Here is a 16,590-nt window from a genome sequence, read left to right on the forward strand (position 1 = left end):
AAAAGGATTGATGAAGATGACAAAATTAAGAGATGAAGCGATCCGTTATATTAAAGCAAGTGATTCTTCTATTCAGTACTATGATCTAACTCCACAAGAAGCGAGAGCCGTTCGAATAGTGCCAAAATGGACGTCACCAAATAGCCCACAGCTTGAGGCAATTGACAATAGAAAAATAACAGTTCGAGATGGAGCACAAATTAATGTTCGTATTTATAGACCTGTTTTAAATAAAAAACTTCCTGTCATTGTTTATTATCATGGAGGCGGTTGGGTATTTGGAAATTTAGACTCTACGGATGCAGGCTGTCAGCTATTAGCAGAAAAAGCGCAAGCAATCGTTGTATCGGTTGATTATCGCCTAGCACCAGAATATCCATTCCCTACCCCGCTCTACGATGCTTATGACAGTTTCGTATGGGTTTACGAAAACATCGGAAATTTCGGTGGAGATAGAGCAAATCTTACAGTCGCTGGTGATAGCGCAGGCGGAAACTTAGCAACAGTTGTCGCCTACTTAGCTGCGACATTAAATGGACCTACGATTAAAGCACAGGCACTTATTTATCCTGTAGTCAATGTTGATTTTACAACGACTTCTTACAATGCTTACGGCGAACACTTCGGCTTAGACAAACAAGGCATGCAGTGGTTTGCAGGTCATTACACAGATAAAGAAAACTATATGAATCCACTTATTTCTCCATTTCAAATTGCCGACTTAAGTGTTTTACCGAAAACGATCATTATAGCTGCAGAGGCAGACGTCCTCTACGATGAAGGTCTTGCTTACGCACAAAAGCTTACGGATGCTGGAGTGACTGTTGAGCATGTAAATATGACTGGTTTAATCCATAGTTACTTTAGTAAAATGAATTTTTTCGAAGAAGCGACTAATGAAACAGCTGAAAAAATTGCTAATTTCGTGAAATAAGTTTGTCTATCAGCATAAAATAGTGCGATAATAGAGCAAAATGTTTTTTAAAGGATGACAACATGACACAAACTATTGCTTTACAAATTAACAATCCCTTTTCAGATCAATTAAAAAAAGGCTATCCTCTCATCTCAAAAGATGCAGTTGATGCACGCCATCTTCCTAAAGAAGAAGGTGCACTTCTAAGACTTACGGATAATCATAACCGTTTTATCGGCACAGGATACTATGGCTTACAAAACAAAGGTATTGGTTGGCTGCTAACAAACGATGCGAACGAAAAAATAGACAAAGCCTTTTTTATGAAAAAATTTAAAAAGGCCATTCAAAATCGAGAAGCATTTTTCAACGATTCTCAAACAACAGCCTTTCGAATCTTTAATGGCGAAGGTGATGGCATAGGCGGTATGACAATCGACTTATTCGATTCTTACTATATGATAAGCTGGTATAGCGCAGGCATTTACTCATTTAAAGAAATGGTATATGAAGCACTAGCAGAGACAGTAGATTACAAAGCCATTTATGAGAAAAAACGTTTCGATACTAAAGGACAGTATATGGAACAAGACGATTTCGTAATGGGAACACCTGGCGAATTTCCGATTATCGTATCGGAAAATAGTATGAAATACGCTGTCAATTTAAATGATGGAGCAATGACAGGTATTTTCCTTGATCAACGAGAAGTGAGACTTGCCATTCGTGATCGTTATTCGGACGGTAAAAATATGCTAAATACGTTCTCCTATACGGGAGCATTTTCTGTCGCAGCGGCACTTGGAGGAGCAATAAAAACAACTAGTGTAGATGTTGCAAAGCGTAGTTTAGCTAAAACAATTGAGCAATTTAGCGTCAATAACATCGACTACGAATCACAGGATATTAAAGTAATGGATGTCTTCAACTATTTTAAATATGCTCAGCGCCATAATTTAAAATTTGACCTTGTCGTTTTAGATCCACCTAGCTTTGCACGTACGAAGGAAAGAACGTTCTCAACTGCGAAAGACTATCCTAAATTACTTGTAGATACAATCGCCATTACGGAGAAAAACGGTATCATTGTTGCTTCAACGAACAATGCAAGCTTTGGGATGAAAAAGTTCAAGAGCTTTATTGATCAAGCATTTAAAGAAACTAAAACAGCCTATAAAATTGTTGAAGAATATAGCTTACCAAAGGATTTCCGTGCCCCACGTGAATATCCAGAATTCAATTACTTAAAGGTTGTATTTATTAAAAAACTTAACTAAATGAACCTAGACAGAATCACTTTCTGGTGATTCTGTTTTTTATTTGGGAGAGAATATAATGACCACCCTTGTCAGAATTTTCCGTCTACAACACAATAGAATCATCTAATCCCTAAAATTTAGGATGATATTTTAAGTTATATGCCATGTAAATGAGTTGATTGGCGCATAGCGGCTCACCACGCCTCAGGAAAGCACCCAGTCGGATCAGAAATTACCCTTACGCTATAGTGAGTGTCATTTTACAAAATAATGATAAATGGAGATGATAGAATGGGATATGTTCATGAAAAGTTAATGATTTCTACAGAAAGACTTGTTCTTAGATTATTTCAATCAGCCGATGCAGAAACGGTTACAAAGCTTTGCAATAACTATAATATTTATAAAAGTACCATGTACCTACCTTATCCATATAGTTTAAATGATGCATTAACATGGATGGAACGTCATTATGATAATTTTACGCAGGATATTTCGTACGAGTTTGCAGTTACAGATAAGGAAACTGGCGAATTATATGGAGCCATTGCCTTATCGAACAATAAACGCTTTAATCAAGGTGAAATAGCCTATTGGATTGGCGAGGAGTATTGGGGAAAAGGCTATGCTTCGGAAGCAGCGCAGTCGATTGTTCAATTTGCTTTTGAAGAAAAGAAACTGCATAAAGTGTTTGCCCGATATTTTTCTACTAACCTTGCTTCAGGAAAAGTTATGGACAAAATTGGCATGAAACAAGAAGGAATTTTAAAGGATCATATCATCAAAGACGGTAAATATGAAGATTTAGTACATTATGGAATAATTCATGAATAGTCTAGTTTCTCAAAGTGTTTTCGACCTTGTAGTTCTTCTTAATTGTTAAGTGACAAGAAAGTTGTGTAACTCTTATTCGACTACTATAGCAAAATTATATAACTTTATTATCACTTTACACTTGATTACTACAAAGCATTCTCCCTCTCAATGTAACTATAAAATAAAAGTGGCCTAAGAAGTATTTTCACTTCTTAAGCCACCAATATCTCATTTATAGATATTTCACAAACCAATCCTTAATATATTCTAATCTATTGATTCTTAACGCTGGTTTTCCGCTTCTAGAAAGTTCGTGATTGGATTCTGGGAAGCGCACAAATTTAGTTTCCTTTTTACGGTGTTTCAAGGCGATAAATAATTGCTCTGCCTGTTCAATCGGACAGCGATAGTCTTTTTCACTGTGTAAAATTAACAGTGGCGTCTCCACATTGTCAACATATTTAAGTGGCGAATGATTCCAAAGCTTCTCTATATCGTCTAGTCCCGCTTGGATTTGCCAGTCATTGAAGTAATAGCCGATATCACTTACGCCGTAAAAGCTAATCCAGTTAGAAATACAACGTTGCGTAACAGCAGCTTTAAAACGATTTGTATGTCCGACAATCCAGTTTGTCATGAAGCCCCCATAGCTCCCACCTGTAACTCCTAGACGGTCTTTATCAATGAAATCATAATGCTCCAATGCAAAATCCACAGCAGCCATGAGATCATTATAATCATTACCGCCATAATCACCACGAACCGCATCAACAAATTTTTGACCATATCCATGGCTTCCACGAGGATTCGTATAAAGGACCGCATAACCTTGTGCAGCAAGGATTTGGAATTCGTTAAAATATGAGTTGGCATACATAGCGTGAGGTCCACCATGGATTTCAAGAATAAGTGGATATTTCTCCCCTTCTGTAAAGCCAATAGGCTTCATTATCCAGCCGCTTACTTTCCAGCCATCTGCCCCTTCATATTCAACTGCTTCAGGAACAGACAATTCTTTCGTCTTTAAAAATTCTTCATTAACTTTCGTAAGCTGTTCTTGTTCACCAGTATTTAAATTTACGTAAAATAGATCGCCAGGATTTGTAGTACTACTAATTGCGACTACCGCTTTATCATTTTTTTGATCAAGCGAAAAACCATATACGTATTGATCATCATGAATCGCTGGATATAATTCTCCAGAAAGATTACCAAAATAAATCGCTGTATTTCCGTGATCAGTCACTTGGAAGTAAAAGCTTTTATTATCCTCCAGCCATTGTACACGCGGAGCAACGACACCTTGAAGGAAATCACCGACGACAAAATCACCGACCGGCGCATCAAATTCACTCGTTACACATGTCGTATTGTTATTTTCCAAATCATAAATCCATAACTTTGCTTGTGTTGCATTTTCAAATTCTCGTTCACTTCCAACATAAGTTACGTAGCGGCTATTCGGGGACCATGAAGTTTGGTAAAACACCCCCGTTCCTTCCGTAAGCTTGCGACCATGTTTTGTTTCTAAGTCCAATAAGTAAATATCAACCACGAATGAAAAATCTAAATCCTCTGCTAAGTCAGCAATGTAAGAAAGATATTTCCCGTTTGGAGACCATGCACAAAGTTGTAAATTATGTTTTCCTTCCGTAACTAACTCTAATTCTCCAGATTCAAGATTGACGATGGCAATTTGAGAAAATTGCTCCATATCAATAAACCCAGCTGCATCTGATTTATATTTCATTTTTTCTATTTCAAGTGGTTTAAGTTCTATATCATCTTTCTTATCATTTTCAGCCTTATCATAAATGCTTTCATTTTCACCTAGTTTTACTGAAAATGCAATATTCTTACCACACGGAGACCAAACAGGTGATGTCGCACCGTTTTTACAATGAGTAACTTGTTTCGCTTCTCCACCTGCTTTAGAAAGCACAAAAATTTGTGGCTTACCCTTTCTCGTTGATACAAATGCAATTTTACTGCCATCTGGTGACCATACAGGCGAACTCGTTTTATCTTCACCAAATGTCCATTGTTGAGGCTTTTTTTCATTCAAGTCTATGTAAAATAAATTAGATACGTAGTCTTTTTTCTTCTCATTAATATGCGTTTCTATATACACTACTTCTGTTCCGTCAGGTGATACTTGTGGATCTGCCACTGATTTTAATTGATATAAATCTTCTGGTTGAATCCCTTGTTTCAAAGTCATATTTTAAAAATCCCCTTTGTGTTGAAGTTTCATTACATAGTACAATATTTCGACACTCTAAGTATTATTCCTCCTTTTAAGAAGAAATTATTTTTTATCAGAGAGAGGATTTAACAGTAGCAAGAATAACAATGAGTGACCGCGATGTATCAAAAGGTTGCGAAACTTTAGAACCTTTGATAAGTAGTAAGTCAAATTCATCCAGTGAGAACTTTTATTAACCTCAACTTTTAGGGTGATTGTATATTACATGTGCTAAAATAAAAATGGAAAAATTATTCAATCAGGAGGTGTTTTTATGGCTATAAAAGCAATAGAGTTATTTTTTGTGATTGGATCTATTTATTTCTTTTTTGTGATTTCATTCTTTTTTAGAAAAAGAGGTAAAAAAATTTTGTATAGCTTTATAGTTATTATCCTTTTAAGCTATGCAGTATTCCTAGCTGTTCGTCCACATATACAGAACGCAACATATGATAAATATACTCAAATGGTTGAAGAACATTTAGAAAAGAAATACCCAAATGCATCTTGGGAAACTAGTTTTGATAAAGAAGAATTATTAACAACGGCATTTGGATACCAAATAAAAGTTAAATTTGCTGACGAACCAACAGTACTTTATGTATATAAAGTTGAAAACGGTAAAGTCATTCAAGCATATTTTTCATATTTAGAAAATTCCCCTCAAAATGACGGCAAGTATGCGGAACGAGATTAAAGATTTTTTATCTATCACTTGATATTTGAAATCAAACAATTCAACAATACTTTTAGATAAATGACAGAACTCCTACCTTTAATGATAATGCAAAAGCTTATCTCCGCTTCTTGCGCCACTGAGAGCCAAGTACGTCCCCAAGAAAGCACCCAGTCGTAACGGAAATCACTCCCATAATGGTCTAGATTAGGTCTCCTATCAGTAATTTTTTTCTGCGGTAAAATTTATAAGAGGGATGATTAGGGCGAGAATGTTCTTAATCGAGACTAATAATTTTCTTTAAAATACCTTCAATATGCGCACTTTTACCCTTTTTTACGAACAAAGTCTCGGCTTGTGCTTTTCTCTCATTGGTAAGCCCCTCTTTTTGATAGGCATAGACACAGTCGTATATATTTACTCGTAATCTTGTAGGGTAATTCTGTTACAATATTGATAAAAGAATGAATAGAAACGAGGATTTTTTATGCATGTAACAATCGGGGTACTCGCTCACGTGGACGCAGGAAAAACAACATTTTCTGAGCAGTTACTATTTCATACAAACAGTATTCAAGCCCGTGGACGAGTGGATCACCAGGACACATTTCTAGATAATCATGAGTTGGAGCGTCAGCGAGGCATTACGATTTTTGCGGAGCAAGGTCGCATGACGATTGAGAATGATACATATACGTTAATCGATACACCCGGACACGTAGATTTCTCACCAGAGATGGAACGTGCCATTCGGGTTATGGATTTTGCCATCATTATTGTAAGTGCGGTTGAAGGACTACAAGGTCATACGGAAACAGTGTGGCAACTTTTACGCCAATACCACGTCCCAACTTTCTTCTTTATTAACAAAATTGATCGTGAAGGGGCAGATGTTCAAGCCGTTATGGTACAGCTTCAAAAGGACTGTTCTGAGGATGTATTATTCGTAGATGAACCGCTCCGTTCAGACTATGTTTCAAATCGCATGATGGAGTGGCTTGCTGAACGTGACGAAAAGCTTCTCGACGATTTTCTAAATGAAACATTGGATTGCTCTAGCTGCCTTACTCGTTTACATACGATGATTAAACAGGAAAAAGCCTTTTTATGTTTTACTGGCTCTGCTTTAAAAGATATTGGGATAAAGGAATTTTTAGCACAGCTCCCCCTACTTACAAAAACACATTTTAATAACAAAGCTCCGTTCCAAGGTGAAGTATTTAAAATTCGTCATGATGGGCATCAACGCTTAACTTTTATCAAGGCATTGCAAGGAACGTTACATGTGCGTGATGAATTTTCCTTTGAAGATGCAACAGAAAAAGTAACTGAGATTCGACTTTACAACGGCAGCCGTTATGTAACAGTTCAAGAGGTCGAGGCTGGGGAGATTTTCGCAGTAAAAGGGATTAGCGAAGCAAACATCGGCGATATCATTGGTTTTTCAGGTAACCCGCAGCCCTATGAGTTAGTACCGACTTTACAGGCAAAAGTACAATATGAAGGCGATCAGCATATAAAGGAAGTTTTAAAAATTTTCCGCACACTTGAAGCAGAAGAACCATCATTACGTGTGCTATGGCATGAAAAATTTCAAGAAATTCATGTACATATTATGGGTGTCATCCAACTCGAGGTTCTTATCGATGTGCTGAACAAACGCTTCTCGCTAGACATTTTATTTAGCGAACCACAGATTTTATATATGGAAACGATTGCAACAACGGTGACAGGCTATGGTCATTTTGAACCTTTAAAGCATTATGCAGAAGTACATTTATTGATGGAGCCAAATACACGCGGTACTGGTCATACATTTGTCAATGCTTGTCATGCAGATGATTTATCGGTTGGGCATCAACGACTCATTGAAAAACATCTATTCGAGCGCGATCATCATGGGTTGTTAACTGGCTTCCCTGTGACAGATATTCGCTTCACTCTCTTGACAGGACGCGCACATATTAAACATACAGATGGTGGCGATTTCCGAGAAGCAACATTCCGAGCATTACGGCAAGGGCTGGAGCAAGCAGAAAATGTATTACTAGAGCCGTATTACCGTTTTAAACTTAAAGCTCCAAGTGATTTTATTGGCCGGATGATGACCGATATTCAACAAGCTGCTGGTACATTTGACGCGCCAATCTTAACTGAACATGATGCGATTTTAACTGGCCGCGCTCCTGTCGCAACATTTATGAGCTACAGTACAATCTTTGCCGCCTACACTAATGGTAAGGGCGTACTTTCTCTCCAATTTGATGGTTATGATGTGTGTCACAATACAGAAGATATCATTGCACAAATTGGCTACGATAAAAACGCCGATCCCGAATATACATCTTCTAGTATTTTTTGTGCAAAAGGCAAAGGTTACTCCGTTCCATGGCATGAGGCAGAGGCGGCGATGCATTGTATTGACTGAAATCATAAAAACAGGACATGATTATCTATCAATGTCCTGTTTTTTATGTTTCGTTGAGATTCTCTGGCTCCTCGCGAGGATTTGTCCTACTTCCGTGAGTATTCTGGCTCCGCTCGAGTAGTTACTCTGCCTCCGCGAATATTCCACCCCCATTCGCTGATATTCCCTTCACCCAGCACGAAATTAATTTACAAAGCTTGCACTGTTTTCTGTGCCTGTTTGAAAATGCGATATGAAGGGTCCACAACAACGTAGCTATGGGGATTAGAGAAATCAATTAAAACCTTGCCAGGTCGACTTTTCAAAAGTTGTAAATTATCAATTAATTCCAGTAATAGTTCATGACCGTTACCACGTGGGTGCCAGTTTAAATGATATTCATTTAGTTCCTTCACAGCTTCTAAAAATTGATGATACTCGCGCTCTACAAAATTAATCAGTTGTTTGTTTTTAGGAGCTACCTGTGATAAATCTTCTAAATATGTTCCATAAAAGCGCATCACTATTGAGCATAATAAATCATTGACTCGAGCAGCACTTAATATTGGCTTAGGAGCTTGGGCTAGTCGCTCTAAATTTGGCTTAGCACGAGTCGAATCAATGCGTGTAATTAAATGATGATGCTCACCGTTCACCTCATAGATAATTGGATTTGTCGGCATATACATCATAAAACTATTTGTTTTTGTTTTAAGTTGATCTGTAGTATCCGCCTTTGCAAAAAGGTGCCCATTAAAATTTTCATTTTGAATCCAAATAATATCTTTGTTATATAAAATTTGCTCAAACAATCGTTCATTACTAATTAGTTTGCTAGCTATTAATTGGTCGACAAGTGATTCTACAGCCATTCTTGTTGTAGCTTTCTTAGTAGCTTCAATGCGTGGCAGCTTACAAATTTTCATATCTACATATTGCGATTCCTGTGCTGTACATACATGAATATTCGTCATACGTGCATCCTCTTTTCGTACATATTTTCAAAACGGAAGTCATCAGTAAAAAAAGGATTTCCTATTAAAGCGAGGAAATCCTTCATTCTATCTTTTTCGTTCATCATATAACGTCAAACAATGCCCAAATATGAAAGAATTAGCACGATAGCTAATACCTCCTCTTATTTTGGGCGTTTGACGTACAGTGACGAACAGAGCATTCTGTTTTGTCAACATGCCACCTCCTATTCCTCGTAGGGTTATGGTGTGTACTCATAATAGGCAGGTATCCTGACTCATGATCATCGCTACCTTTCCCCTTCCCGTCGTTAAACAGTGGTATATGAAAAGTCGCTCACATTTACAGTTGCGGGACAGTGTCGGATTTGCACCGACTTCCCTTTTAAGTAAATTGCACGCAATTTACACCTATTATTCCACGCTATTCAGTTGTTAAGAAACTGGAAAATACCGAGTTCCCTACCTTTAATTGTAAAGTACTGTATTTTTAAAGTCAATTGAGTCTGGTTGGATCTTAATACAACTTCGGAGCTTTTCGTAGTTTAGTTGCTTGCTCAAATGAAAATGCGAGTTTTATTAGTACATCCTCACTAAATGCAGTTCCTGCAAATGTTACCCCAAACGGTCTCCATTTTTCATATACCCTGCTGGGACGGCAATAGACGGATATCCAGCTTTCGCACTAATTGTTGAACCTATATATGATGGAAAGATAATCGCATCTAATTCATATTTTTTTAATGTATAATCGATTCCTTGCTCTTGAGAAAAATACAAATCCTCTAGTTTTGCATTTAAATAGTCAGAATCTCTTAACGTATTCGATAATTTCTCTCTCGATTCCAATTTATCCTGACCATATTTTAACGACTTTCCTTTTGATCGTTTATTAAATTGAATTAACTCAGAAATAGAATGGACAGGCATTTGGGAAGGTAGATTTACAAGAAAATTATTTAAACTATGCTTTAATTCGTATTGCGGTACTCCCCATTTCCAGTCTCTATGAAAAGAAGGGATTTCGACGCCTTCAATAATAACGGCTCCTTGCTCTCTCAAAACCTGAATGGCATTATTAAAAAGTGTTCCGTCATATTCCACTGAGTCATAATAATCTTTTGAGGCATTATTATAAACACCAATTCTAGCACCAATTAATCCAGTTGCATCTAAAAAATTGGTGTAATCTTTATATAACTTTTGTTCACTTTTATATGTAGCGACGTCGTCTTGATCTACTCCTGTTAATACGCCCAATAAAATAGCTGCATCTGTTACAGTTCTAGCCATTGATCCTGCTGTATCTTGAGAGTATGTAAACGGAATAATGCCCTGTCGACTAATGAGCCCAACAGTCGGTTTTATGCCAACTACTGAATTTTGTATAGCTGGACTTAAAATCGAAGCGTCTGTCTCAGTTCCAATTGATAAAACAGAAAAATTCGCTGCAACTGCTACCGCTGATCCTGAGCTAGATCCTCCCACATAAAGTTCTGGATCACCATAAGGATTAAGTGTTTGTCCACCTCGAGAACTATAGCCTGCCCACATCGTACTCGACATACCGTTTGCTAATTCAGTCATATTTGTTTTTCCTAAAATAACAGCCCCTGCTTCACGAAGCTTTTTTACTAGAAATGCATCCTGCTTTGCTAAATAATTTTCTAATGCTATTACACCTGCACTAGTGTGCATAAAGTCTTTCGTTTCGATATTATCTTTTAAAACCACCGGAATTCCGTGTAGTGGCCCTCTAGCCCCTTTTGTTAATCTTTCCTCATCTAATGCTTCAGCAATAAATATCGCTTCAGGATTAATTTCAAGCATAGAATTAATTTTCTGTCCACCTTGATCATACTTAGCAATTCTATGTAAATAATACATAGTTAATTCTTTTGATGTTATATCACCTTGTTCCATTGCTGTCTGAATATCATTTACTGACAATTCTTCTTTAAGAAAGCTATTAAAATTTATCCCCATTCATATTCCCTACCCTTCTTTCAATATTATACCAAAAAGGTAAACTTATACCTACATTATTTATGATTAGCATAGTACTTTTAACGATAACAACCGATTTTTTCGGCTTATTTAATATTTAATTTTCGGCTCTACGCTAATCAATGCACTTGATAAAAAAAGGCTATTTCGCAGAAAATTTATTCCTGCAAAATAGCCTTTTTTTTATGGGTAATATAGTTCTTTCAATTATTGTCCACTAAATCTCTGTGTAAGCTTTTGTAAATTTTCAGCTTGTACACATAAGTCTTGCGACACCACCATGTTGACCGCTTGCATGGAGGCACTTTGCTCATCAACAGACTGCAGAATGACCCCTGTATAATTAGACAAACTATCCATTCCGTTTGCAATTGTCGATACTAAATTTGTAACCTCATTCGCGCTACTTGAAAGCTCTTCTGCTGTTGCGGAAATATCCTCTAGTTGGTTCGTCATTTTGCTAACATGCTGAGAAATCGTACCGAATGACTTTGTAGCCTCATCAATGACATAGACGCCCTGTTGAACATTTTTCAAGTCCTTTTCAACAGAGGTAGCTACTTGTTTTGTATCGCTTTCTATTCCAACTACAAGCTCGACAATTTGAATAGCCGAATGCTTAGATTGCTCTGCCAATTTTCGAACTTCCTCTGCGACTACTGCAAAGCCTTTACCATGCTCGCCAGCACGCGCTGCTTCAATTGCTGCATTTAATGCTAGCAAATTTGTTTGATCAGTAATAGCCGTAATCATGTCTGTCATAGACTTGATATCAGTCATTTTGCTTGATAATTGCTGCATTAATTCACTTGTTTTTTCAGTAGAAGTTGAAATAAACTCCATTTGATTTTTAGCTACGTGTAAAATTTCCGCACCATTTCCTGCGATGTCATTTGCTTCTTTTGCATGATCAAATACATCTTGCGTTGCCACAGTAATACGTTCAATGCCATCTGCAGTTTCTTGCATAGCAATCGCACTTTCATTTGCAGATTGTGCTGCTTTCTTAAGACCCTCAGTCGTATTCTCCATTTGTGAATCAACTTCATTAACTGCATCTGTAATTTCATTTGTACTTGCTGATAGCTCTTCTATGCTCGCTGATAAATCTGTAGAACTACTTGCAATTTTTTGTGTCATTGTATGTAATTGTTCTTTCATCTTTAAAAACGCTTTAGCTAAGTCTGATACCTCATCATTGGAATTAATTTCAATCGGAGCAGTACTTAAATTTCCATCAGCAATTGCTTGAGCGGATTCAGCTAATTGATTAATAGGCTTAATAATTTTAAATTTCACATAGAAAATACACGATAATGTCATAGTTATTCCTATTACTGTTAATAAAGTGGATAGCCATTTTAATGAAGTTAAATTTGCTAGGTCTATAATTAAAATAACACCCATAAGAACATTTAAAGTAGAAAAGCAAATTATACTTCTTTTCCGTAAAGTCATACTAAATTCCTCCAACTATAATATTATTCCAACGTAGTTATTATAGTTTAATTCTACTGAAATTCATAGAAAAAAGACCAACTTTTGTAAGATAATGATATAGAAAAGAGAAAGTTCTTTCGCAGCATCTAAAAACAGTAGTTACTCAACGTATGATCTAAAAGTATGACTCCTTCAAATATTAGTTTTTTAAAACATAAAAGCACTTTGCTTTAGACAAAGTGCTTTCATAATAAATTATTTTAATTTCATCATACTTGATCCGGCAATACCAGGATGTGTCATCTCATAAGGATCCAGAATTAAATCTAATTGTTCTTTCGTTAGTACGCCTTCTTCAATGCAAAGTTCACGAATTGAACGACCAGATAAAATTGCTTCACGCGCAATTCGTGCAGCTACCTCATAGCCAATATGCGGGTTTACTGCTGTTAACACACCAACGCTTTTTTCCACATATTCTTTCATACGGTCTTCGTTTGCTTCAATATCCTTCAAGCAATTTTGTGTAAATGCTCGGAACACATTATTCATAATGCTAATAGATTGAATTAAGTTAAAGACAAGCACAGGCTCCATAACGTTTAATTCTAATTGCCCTGCTTCAGATGCTAAAGAAATAGTATGGTCATTACCAATTACTTGGAATGCCACTTGGTTAAGAACCTCTGGCATAACAGGATTTACTTTCCCTGGCATAATAGAAGATCCAGGTTGACGAGCTGGTAAAATGATTTCCCCTAGCCCCGCACGTGGACCAGATGCCATTAAACGAAGGTCATTCGCGATTTTCGATATATTAATCATACAGATTTTTAATGCGCCTGATACTTCTGTATAAGCATCTGTATTTTGTGTTGCATCCACAAGGTGTGTAGCGCCTTTAAGCGGCAATCCTGAAATTTCAGCAAGATGTACATCAACTGATTGAATATAGTCAGGGAATGCATTTAATCCTGTACCAACAGCTGTTGCTCCCATATTTACATCATATAAATTTGGGCGAGTTTGACGAATACGCACAATATCACGAGTGATAACACGGCAATATGCTTCAAATTCTTGTCCTAATCGAATCGGTACAGCGTCTTGTAAATGCGTACGACCCATTTTAATAACATGCGCGAATTGCTCCGCTTTTTGGTGGAACACTGCTTGCATGTTTTCCATTGTAAGAAGTAGTTCATCTATCAAATTCAACACAGCAATATGAATAGCTGTTGGGAAAGCATCGTTTGTTGATTGTGACATATTAACATGGCTGTTTGGGCTAATTGATTTATAGTCCCCTTTTTCATTGCCCAAAATCTCTAAGGCACGGTTAGCAATAACCTCGTTGGCATTCATATTAATAGAAGTGCCAGCTCCACCTTGGATTGGGTCAACGATAAATTCAGCATCCCATTCGCCATCAATAACTTCTTGTGCAGCCTCGACAATTGCATCTCCGATTTCTATTGAAAGTAGGTGTACTTCCATATTACTCAAAGCAGCTGCTTTTTTTACAATACCCATTGCTTTAATAAGAGCAGGGTGAATTGTATATCCTGTAATCGGGAAGTTTTCAGTAGCACGAAGCGTTTGAATCCCGTAATAAGCATTGCTTGGTAATGCACGTTCACCTAAAAAGTCTTTTTCTATACGTTGTGTGGACATAATTGTCGTCTCCTTTTATGTAATACTCACACTTGATAGTAGCTAATTAATGCAGTAATGTAAACAGTCATTTGTCTGGAAAATGAAAATTTCACAAACTAAGCGCTACTATTAACATTAATGACCAGTAAATACAGCTTATAAAAGAAGATTTGATGAAGAGATTAAGCAATTGAACAGTACGTTGTAGACATCATTCGAACAGACTAAGTAAAGATCTCAAGCGAGTTGAACCAAACTAGTCAACTCGCTTGAAAATTGCGCCCAAACACGCTTAATTAAAATACATGTTTCATTTATAGCTGTTAATAAAGTTTTAAGAAATACTCCATCTGCTATACATTTCTCATTAAATAAAAAGTTATTACTTCAGTTAATCCTTATTGATTAGAAGAAACTGTAAAACGGCTGTTAACATGCTTCGGATTTTCAATTTCATCTAATACCGCAACGGCATAATCTGCATAACTAACATAACTTTCACCAGCAGCATTTACTAATAAATGATCTTCTCCAGTTGTATAGCTACCTGTACGTGGACCTTCTGGATCAAAGAAAGCAGATGGGCTTAAAAATGTCCAAGTAATAGTTGATTGTTGTAAGTCACGTAGATTTTCACCTTGGTTTTTAGCTGTCGCATAAAACATTTCTGGAAAATCTGGTGTATCCATTACTCGAACAGTTTTTTCTGGGTCTACAAAAAGACTACCCGCACCACCGACAACAAATAATTTTGTATGAATACCAGTGAAAATATCAATTAAATGACGGCCAGTTTTCACATGTAATTCCTCCTGACCAAAAGGAGCTCCAAATGCATTTACGACTACGTCAAAGCCTTTCACATCTTCTTGAGCTAATTCAAATACATCCTTTTCAATTACTGGCATATTTGCTGTTATTTTCGAAGCTGAACGAACAATCGCAGTGACATCATGACCACGTTGTAGTGCCTCCTCTACAATTTTTTGTCCTGCTTTCCCTGTTGCACCAATTACTGCTATTTTCATACTTATAATTCCTCCTATTTTTCATTTGTAACTATTTAAGTTACAGGTTAGATACAAAAGACCGACTTCGTTGATTTTAACGAAGTTGATCTAGCACATCCTGTAAAGTTTGTGCTTGTAGTTGTTCTTCCATTGCATGCCAAACAGATGTATAAACACCCTCCAATGTCCGTTGGATTTTTCGACCAACCGCACATGCTGGATTTGGCTCATCATGAATCGCAAAAAGCTGCTCTGGTCCATCAATCGCATGGTAAATGGCTAATAGCGTTAAATCTTTTGGCTCCACTAATAGATCATAGCCTGCAATTCCTGGTTGTGACGAAAGCAAGCCTGCTTTTTTAAGCACCCCGATCATTCGTCGCACGACAACTGGATTTGTATTTACACTACCTGCGATGAAATCAGACGTCAGCTGGCTATTATCAGATGTTGTTGCAATGAGCGAAAGTATATGGATCGCTACCGAATATCGACTGTTCACCATATGTATCACCACCTGTTGTAACTATTATAGTTACAGGATTAAATAAAAACAAGCAAATTGCTCTATTTGCACCTGTATTTATTTTTTACCGTTATCAGAGTATTATACGATAATTATAATTGCTTTACGTAAATAACTAATTCTTGTCGTATTTCTCCATCTTCCTCATAAAAGTCTAAGTTATGAAAATCATACTTAAAATGGCCAACTGGAAACGTCACACTTTCTCCTTGTGCCGCAGCCAATATGCCTGCCACATCATGTGACACCATTTGCAAAAGCTCTGTACCTAAAACCGAATCTACAAAGATCACGTTCATAATAAAACACCTCCTCAGCTATTATAGCTTAGAAGGCGCTTACATTTATAGTCTTTCTTTATAACGTTTCAGGCGAATTTCCTCAACGACTTGCATCATTTTATGTATTTGCTCCTGTGTTAATTTTGTAGAGATGTGTGGTAGCTCATGTTGATGAATAAATTCCTCTTGTTGTTGAGGAGTATTGGTCAGCAATTTCGTCCTTAAACGCTGCTCACACCCTTTTCCGTCTATTTGAAAAATCAACGATCTCCTCACATCATTCACCTCTAAATTTTTATTAGGACTTCCAGATTAAAACTTATATCGGTAAAATTTTCATGAATTTAAATATCCTTCATATAAAGTGCTTAGGGATT

At 36.8% G+C, this 16,590-nt stretch carries 13 protein-coding genes, 1 pseudogene and 1 riboswitch; of the genes and pseudogenes, 5 read left to right on the forward strand and 9 right to left on the reverse strand.

Annotated elements, in window-relative coordinates:
• Positions 1 to 16: 16 nt before the first annotated feature.
• The 3 genes from ACIQZA_RS05910 (at position 17) to ACIQZA_RS05920 (ending at position 3,009) form a co-directional block, all read left to right on the forward strand.
• Positions 17 to 934: an alpha/beta hydrolase gene (locus ACIQZA_RS05910; RefSeq protein WP_402880309.1), complete on the forward strand. Its 918-nt coding sequence runs from the start codon at positions 17 to 19 to the stop codon at positions 932 to 934.
• Between the two features lie 62 nt (positions 935 to 996).
• Positions 997 to 2,193 carry a class I SAM-dependent rRNA methyltransferase gene (locus ACIQZA_RS05915; RefSeq protein WP_400933449.1) on the forward strand — a complete coding sequence of 399 codons (1,197 nt, stop codon included), beginning with the start codon at positions 997 to 999 and terminating at the stop codon, positions 2,191 to 2,193.
• A 273-nt stretch (positions 2,194 to 2,466) separates the two neighbouring features.
• A complete protein-coding gene (locus tag ACIQZA_RS05920) occupies positions 2,467 to 3,009 on the forward strand; it encodes a GNAT family N-acetyltransferase (RefSeq protein WP_402880306.1) in 543 nt (180 codons plus the stop codon).
• Positions 3,010 to 3,223: 214 nt separating this feature from the next.
• Here the strand turns inward: ACIQZA_RS05920 and ACIQZA_RS05925 are convergent, their stop codons facing one another.
• Positions 3,224 to 5,212 carry a S9 family peptidase gene (locus ACIQZA_RS05925; protein WP_402880305.1) on the reverse strand — a complete coding sequence of 663 codons (1,989 nt, stop codon included), beginning with the start codon at positions 5,210 to 5,212 and terminating at the stop codon, positions 3,224 to 3,226.
• A gap of 298 nt (positions 5,213 to 5,510) precedes the next feature.
• Here ACIQZA_RS05925 and ACIQZA_RS05930 point away from each other — a divergent pair, with 298 nt between their 5' ends.
• Both ACIQZA_RS05930 and ACIQZA_RS05935 read left to right on the forward strand, forming a co-directional pair.
• Positions 5,511 to 5,933, forward strand: coding sequence for a hypothetical protein (locus tag ACIQZA_RS05930; RefSeq protein WP_402880304.1), 423 nt, complete (start codon positions 5,511 to 5,513; stop codon positions 5,931 to 5,933).
• A gap of 466 nt (positions 5,934 to 6,399) precedes the next feature.
• Complete coding sequence (locus ACIQZA_RS05935) at positions 6,400 to 8,340, forward strand: GTP-binding protein (RefSeq protein ID WP_402880303.1); 1,941 nt, start codon at positions 6,400 to 6,402, stop codon at positions 8,338 to 8,340.
• A gap of 188 nt (positions 8,341 to 8,528) precedes the next feature.
• On the opposite strand, the gene ACIQZA_RS05940 is transcribed toward ACIQZA_RS05935, so the two are convergent.
• The 8 genes and pseudogenes from ACIQZA_RS05940 to ACIQZA_RS05975 form a co-directional block, all read right to left on the reverse strand.
• Positions 8,529 to 9,293 (reverse strand): hypothetical protein, encoded by a 765-nt coding sequence (locus ACIQZA_RS05940; RefSeq protein ID WP_402880301.1) that lies wholly within the window; start codon positions 9,291 to 9,293, stop codon positions 8,529 to 8,531.
• A gap of 246 nt (positions 9,294 to 9,539) precedes the next feature.
• Positions 9,540 to 9,723: riboswitch (cobalamin riboswitch) on the reverse strand.
• Between the two features lie 87 nt (positions 9,724 to 9,810).
• Positions 9,811 to 11,279: pseudogene (locus ACIQZA_RS05945) on the reverse strand (amidase family protein).
• Between the two features lie 228 nt (positions 11,280 to 11,507).
• Complete coding sequence (locus ACIQZA_RS05950) at positions 11,508 to 12,758, reverse strand: methyl-accepting chemotaxis protein (protein WP_400933495.1); 1,251 nt, start codon at positions 12,756 to 12,758, stop codon at positions 11,508 to 11,510.
• A 237-nt stretch (positions 12,759 to 12,995) separates the two neighbouring features.
• Positions 12,996 to 14,414, reverse strand: coding sequence for an aspartate ammonia-lyase (gene aspA / locus ACIQZA_RS05955; protein WP_402880299.1), 1,419 nt, complete (start codon positions 14,412 to 14,414; stop codon positions 12,996 to 12,998).
• 380 nt (positions 14,415 to 14,794) lie between these two features.
• Positions 14,795 to 15,424 (reverse strand): NAD(P)-dependent oxidoreductase, encoded by a 630-nt coding sequence (locus ACIQZA_RS05960; RefSeq protein WP_400933499.1) that lies wholly within the window; start codon positions 15,422 to 15,424, stop codon positions 14,795 to 14,797.
• A gap of 76 nt (positions 15,425 to 15,500) precedes the next feature.
• On the reverse strand, positions 15,501 to 15,911 hold the full coding sequence (locus tag ACIQZA_RS05965) for an Rrf2 family transcriptional regulator (RefSeq protein WP_142507971.1): 411 nt from the start codon (positions 15,909 to 15,911) through the stop codon (positions 15,501 to 15,503).
• A 113-nt stretch (positions 15,912 to 16,024) separates the two neighbouring features.
• The gene (locus ACIQZA_RS05970; RefSeq protein ID WP_402880296.1) at positions 16,025 to 16,231 is read right to left on the reverse strand and encodes a thymidylate synthase; all 207 of its coding nucleotides are present in this window, start codon (positions 16,229 to 16,231) and stop codon (positions 16,025 to 16,027) included.
• Between the two features lie 45 nt (positions 16,232 to 16,276).
• Positions 16,277 to 16,477 (reverse strand): hypothetical protein, encoded by a 201-nt coding sequence (locus ACIQZA_RS05975; protein WP_142507969.1) that lies wholly within the window; start codon positions 16,475 to 16,477, stop codon positions 16,277 to 16,279.
• Positions 16,478 to 16,590 lie beyond the last annotated feature (113 nt).

Origin of the sequence: Lysinibacillus sp. NPDC096382 (assembly GCF_044762845.1) — a bacterium.
Lineage (GTDB): Bacteria > Bacillota > Bacilli > Bacillales_A > Planococcaceae > Lysinibacillus.

Excerpts from the sequence above, each read along its gene's own strand:
- ACIQZA_RS05910 (WP_402880309.1), top strand. The coding sequence starts at position 17 with ATGACAAAATTAAGAGATGAAGCGATCCGTTATATTAAAGCAAGTGAT.
- ACIQZA_RS05915 (WP_400933449.1), top strand. The coding sequence starts at position 997 with ATGACACAAACTATTGCTTTACAAATTAACAATCCCTTTTCAGATCAA.
- ACIQZA_RS05920 (WP_402880306.1), top strand. The coding sequence starts at position 2,467 with ATGGGATATGTTCATGAAAAGTTAATGATTTCTACAGAAAGACTTGTT.
- ACIQZA_RS05925 (WP_402880305.1), bottom strand. The coding sequence starts at position 5,212 with ATGACTTTGAAACAAGGGATTCAACCAGAAGATTTATATCAATTAAAA.
- ACIQZA_RS05930 (WP_402880304.1), top strand. The coding sequence starts at position 5,511 with ATGGCTATAAAAGCAATAGAGTTATTTTTTGTGATTGGATCTATTTAT.
- ACIQZA_RS05935 (WP_402880303.1), top strand. The coding sequence starts at position 6,400 with ATGCATGTAACAATCGGGGTACTCGCTCACGTGGACGCAGGAAAAACA.
- ACIQZA_RS05940 (WP_402880301.1), bottom strand. The coding sequence starts at position 9,293 with ATGACGAATATTCATGTATGTACAGCACAGGAATCGCAATATGTAGAT.
- ACIQZA_RS05950 (WP_400933495.1), bottom strand. The coding sequence starts at position 12,758 with ATGACTTTACGGAAAAGAAGTATAATTTGCTTTTCTACTTTAAATGTT.
- aspA (WP_402880299.1), bottom strand. The coding sequence starts at position 14,414 with ATGTCCACACAACGTATAGAAAAAGACTTTTTAGGTGAACGTGCATTA.
- ACIQZA_RS05960 (WP_400933499.1), bottom strand. The coding sequence starts at position 15,424 with ATGAAAATAGCAGTAATTGGTGCAACAGGGAAAGCAGGACAAAAAATT.
- ACIQZA_RS05965 (WP_142507971.1), bottom strand. The coding sequence starts at position 15,911 with ATGGTGAACAGTCGATATTCGGTAGCGATCCATATACTTTCGCTCATT.
- ACIQZA_RS05970 (WP_402880296.1), bottom strand. The coding sequence starts at position 16,231 with ATGAACGTGATCTTTGTAGATTCGGTTTTAGGTACAGAGCTTTTGCAA.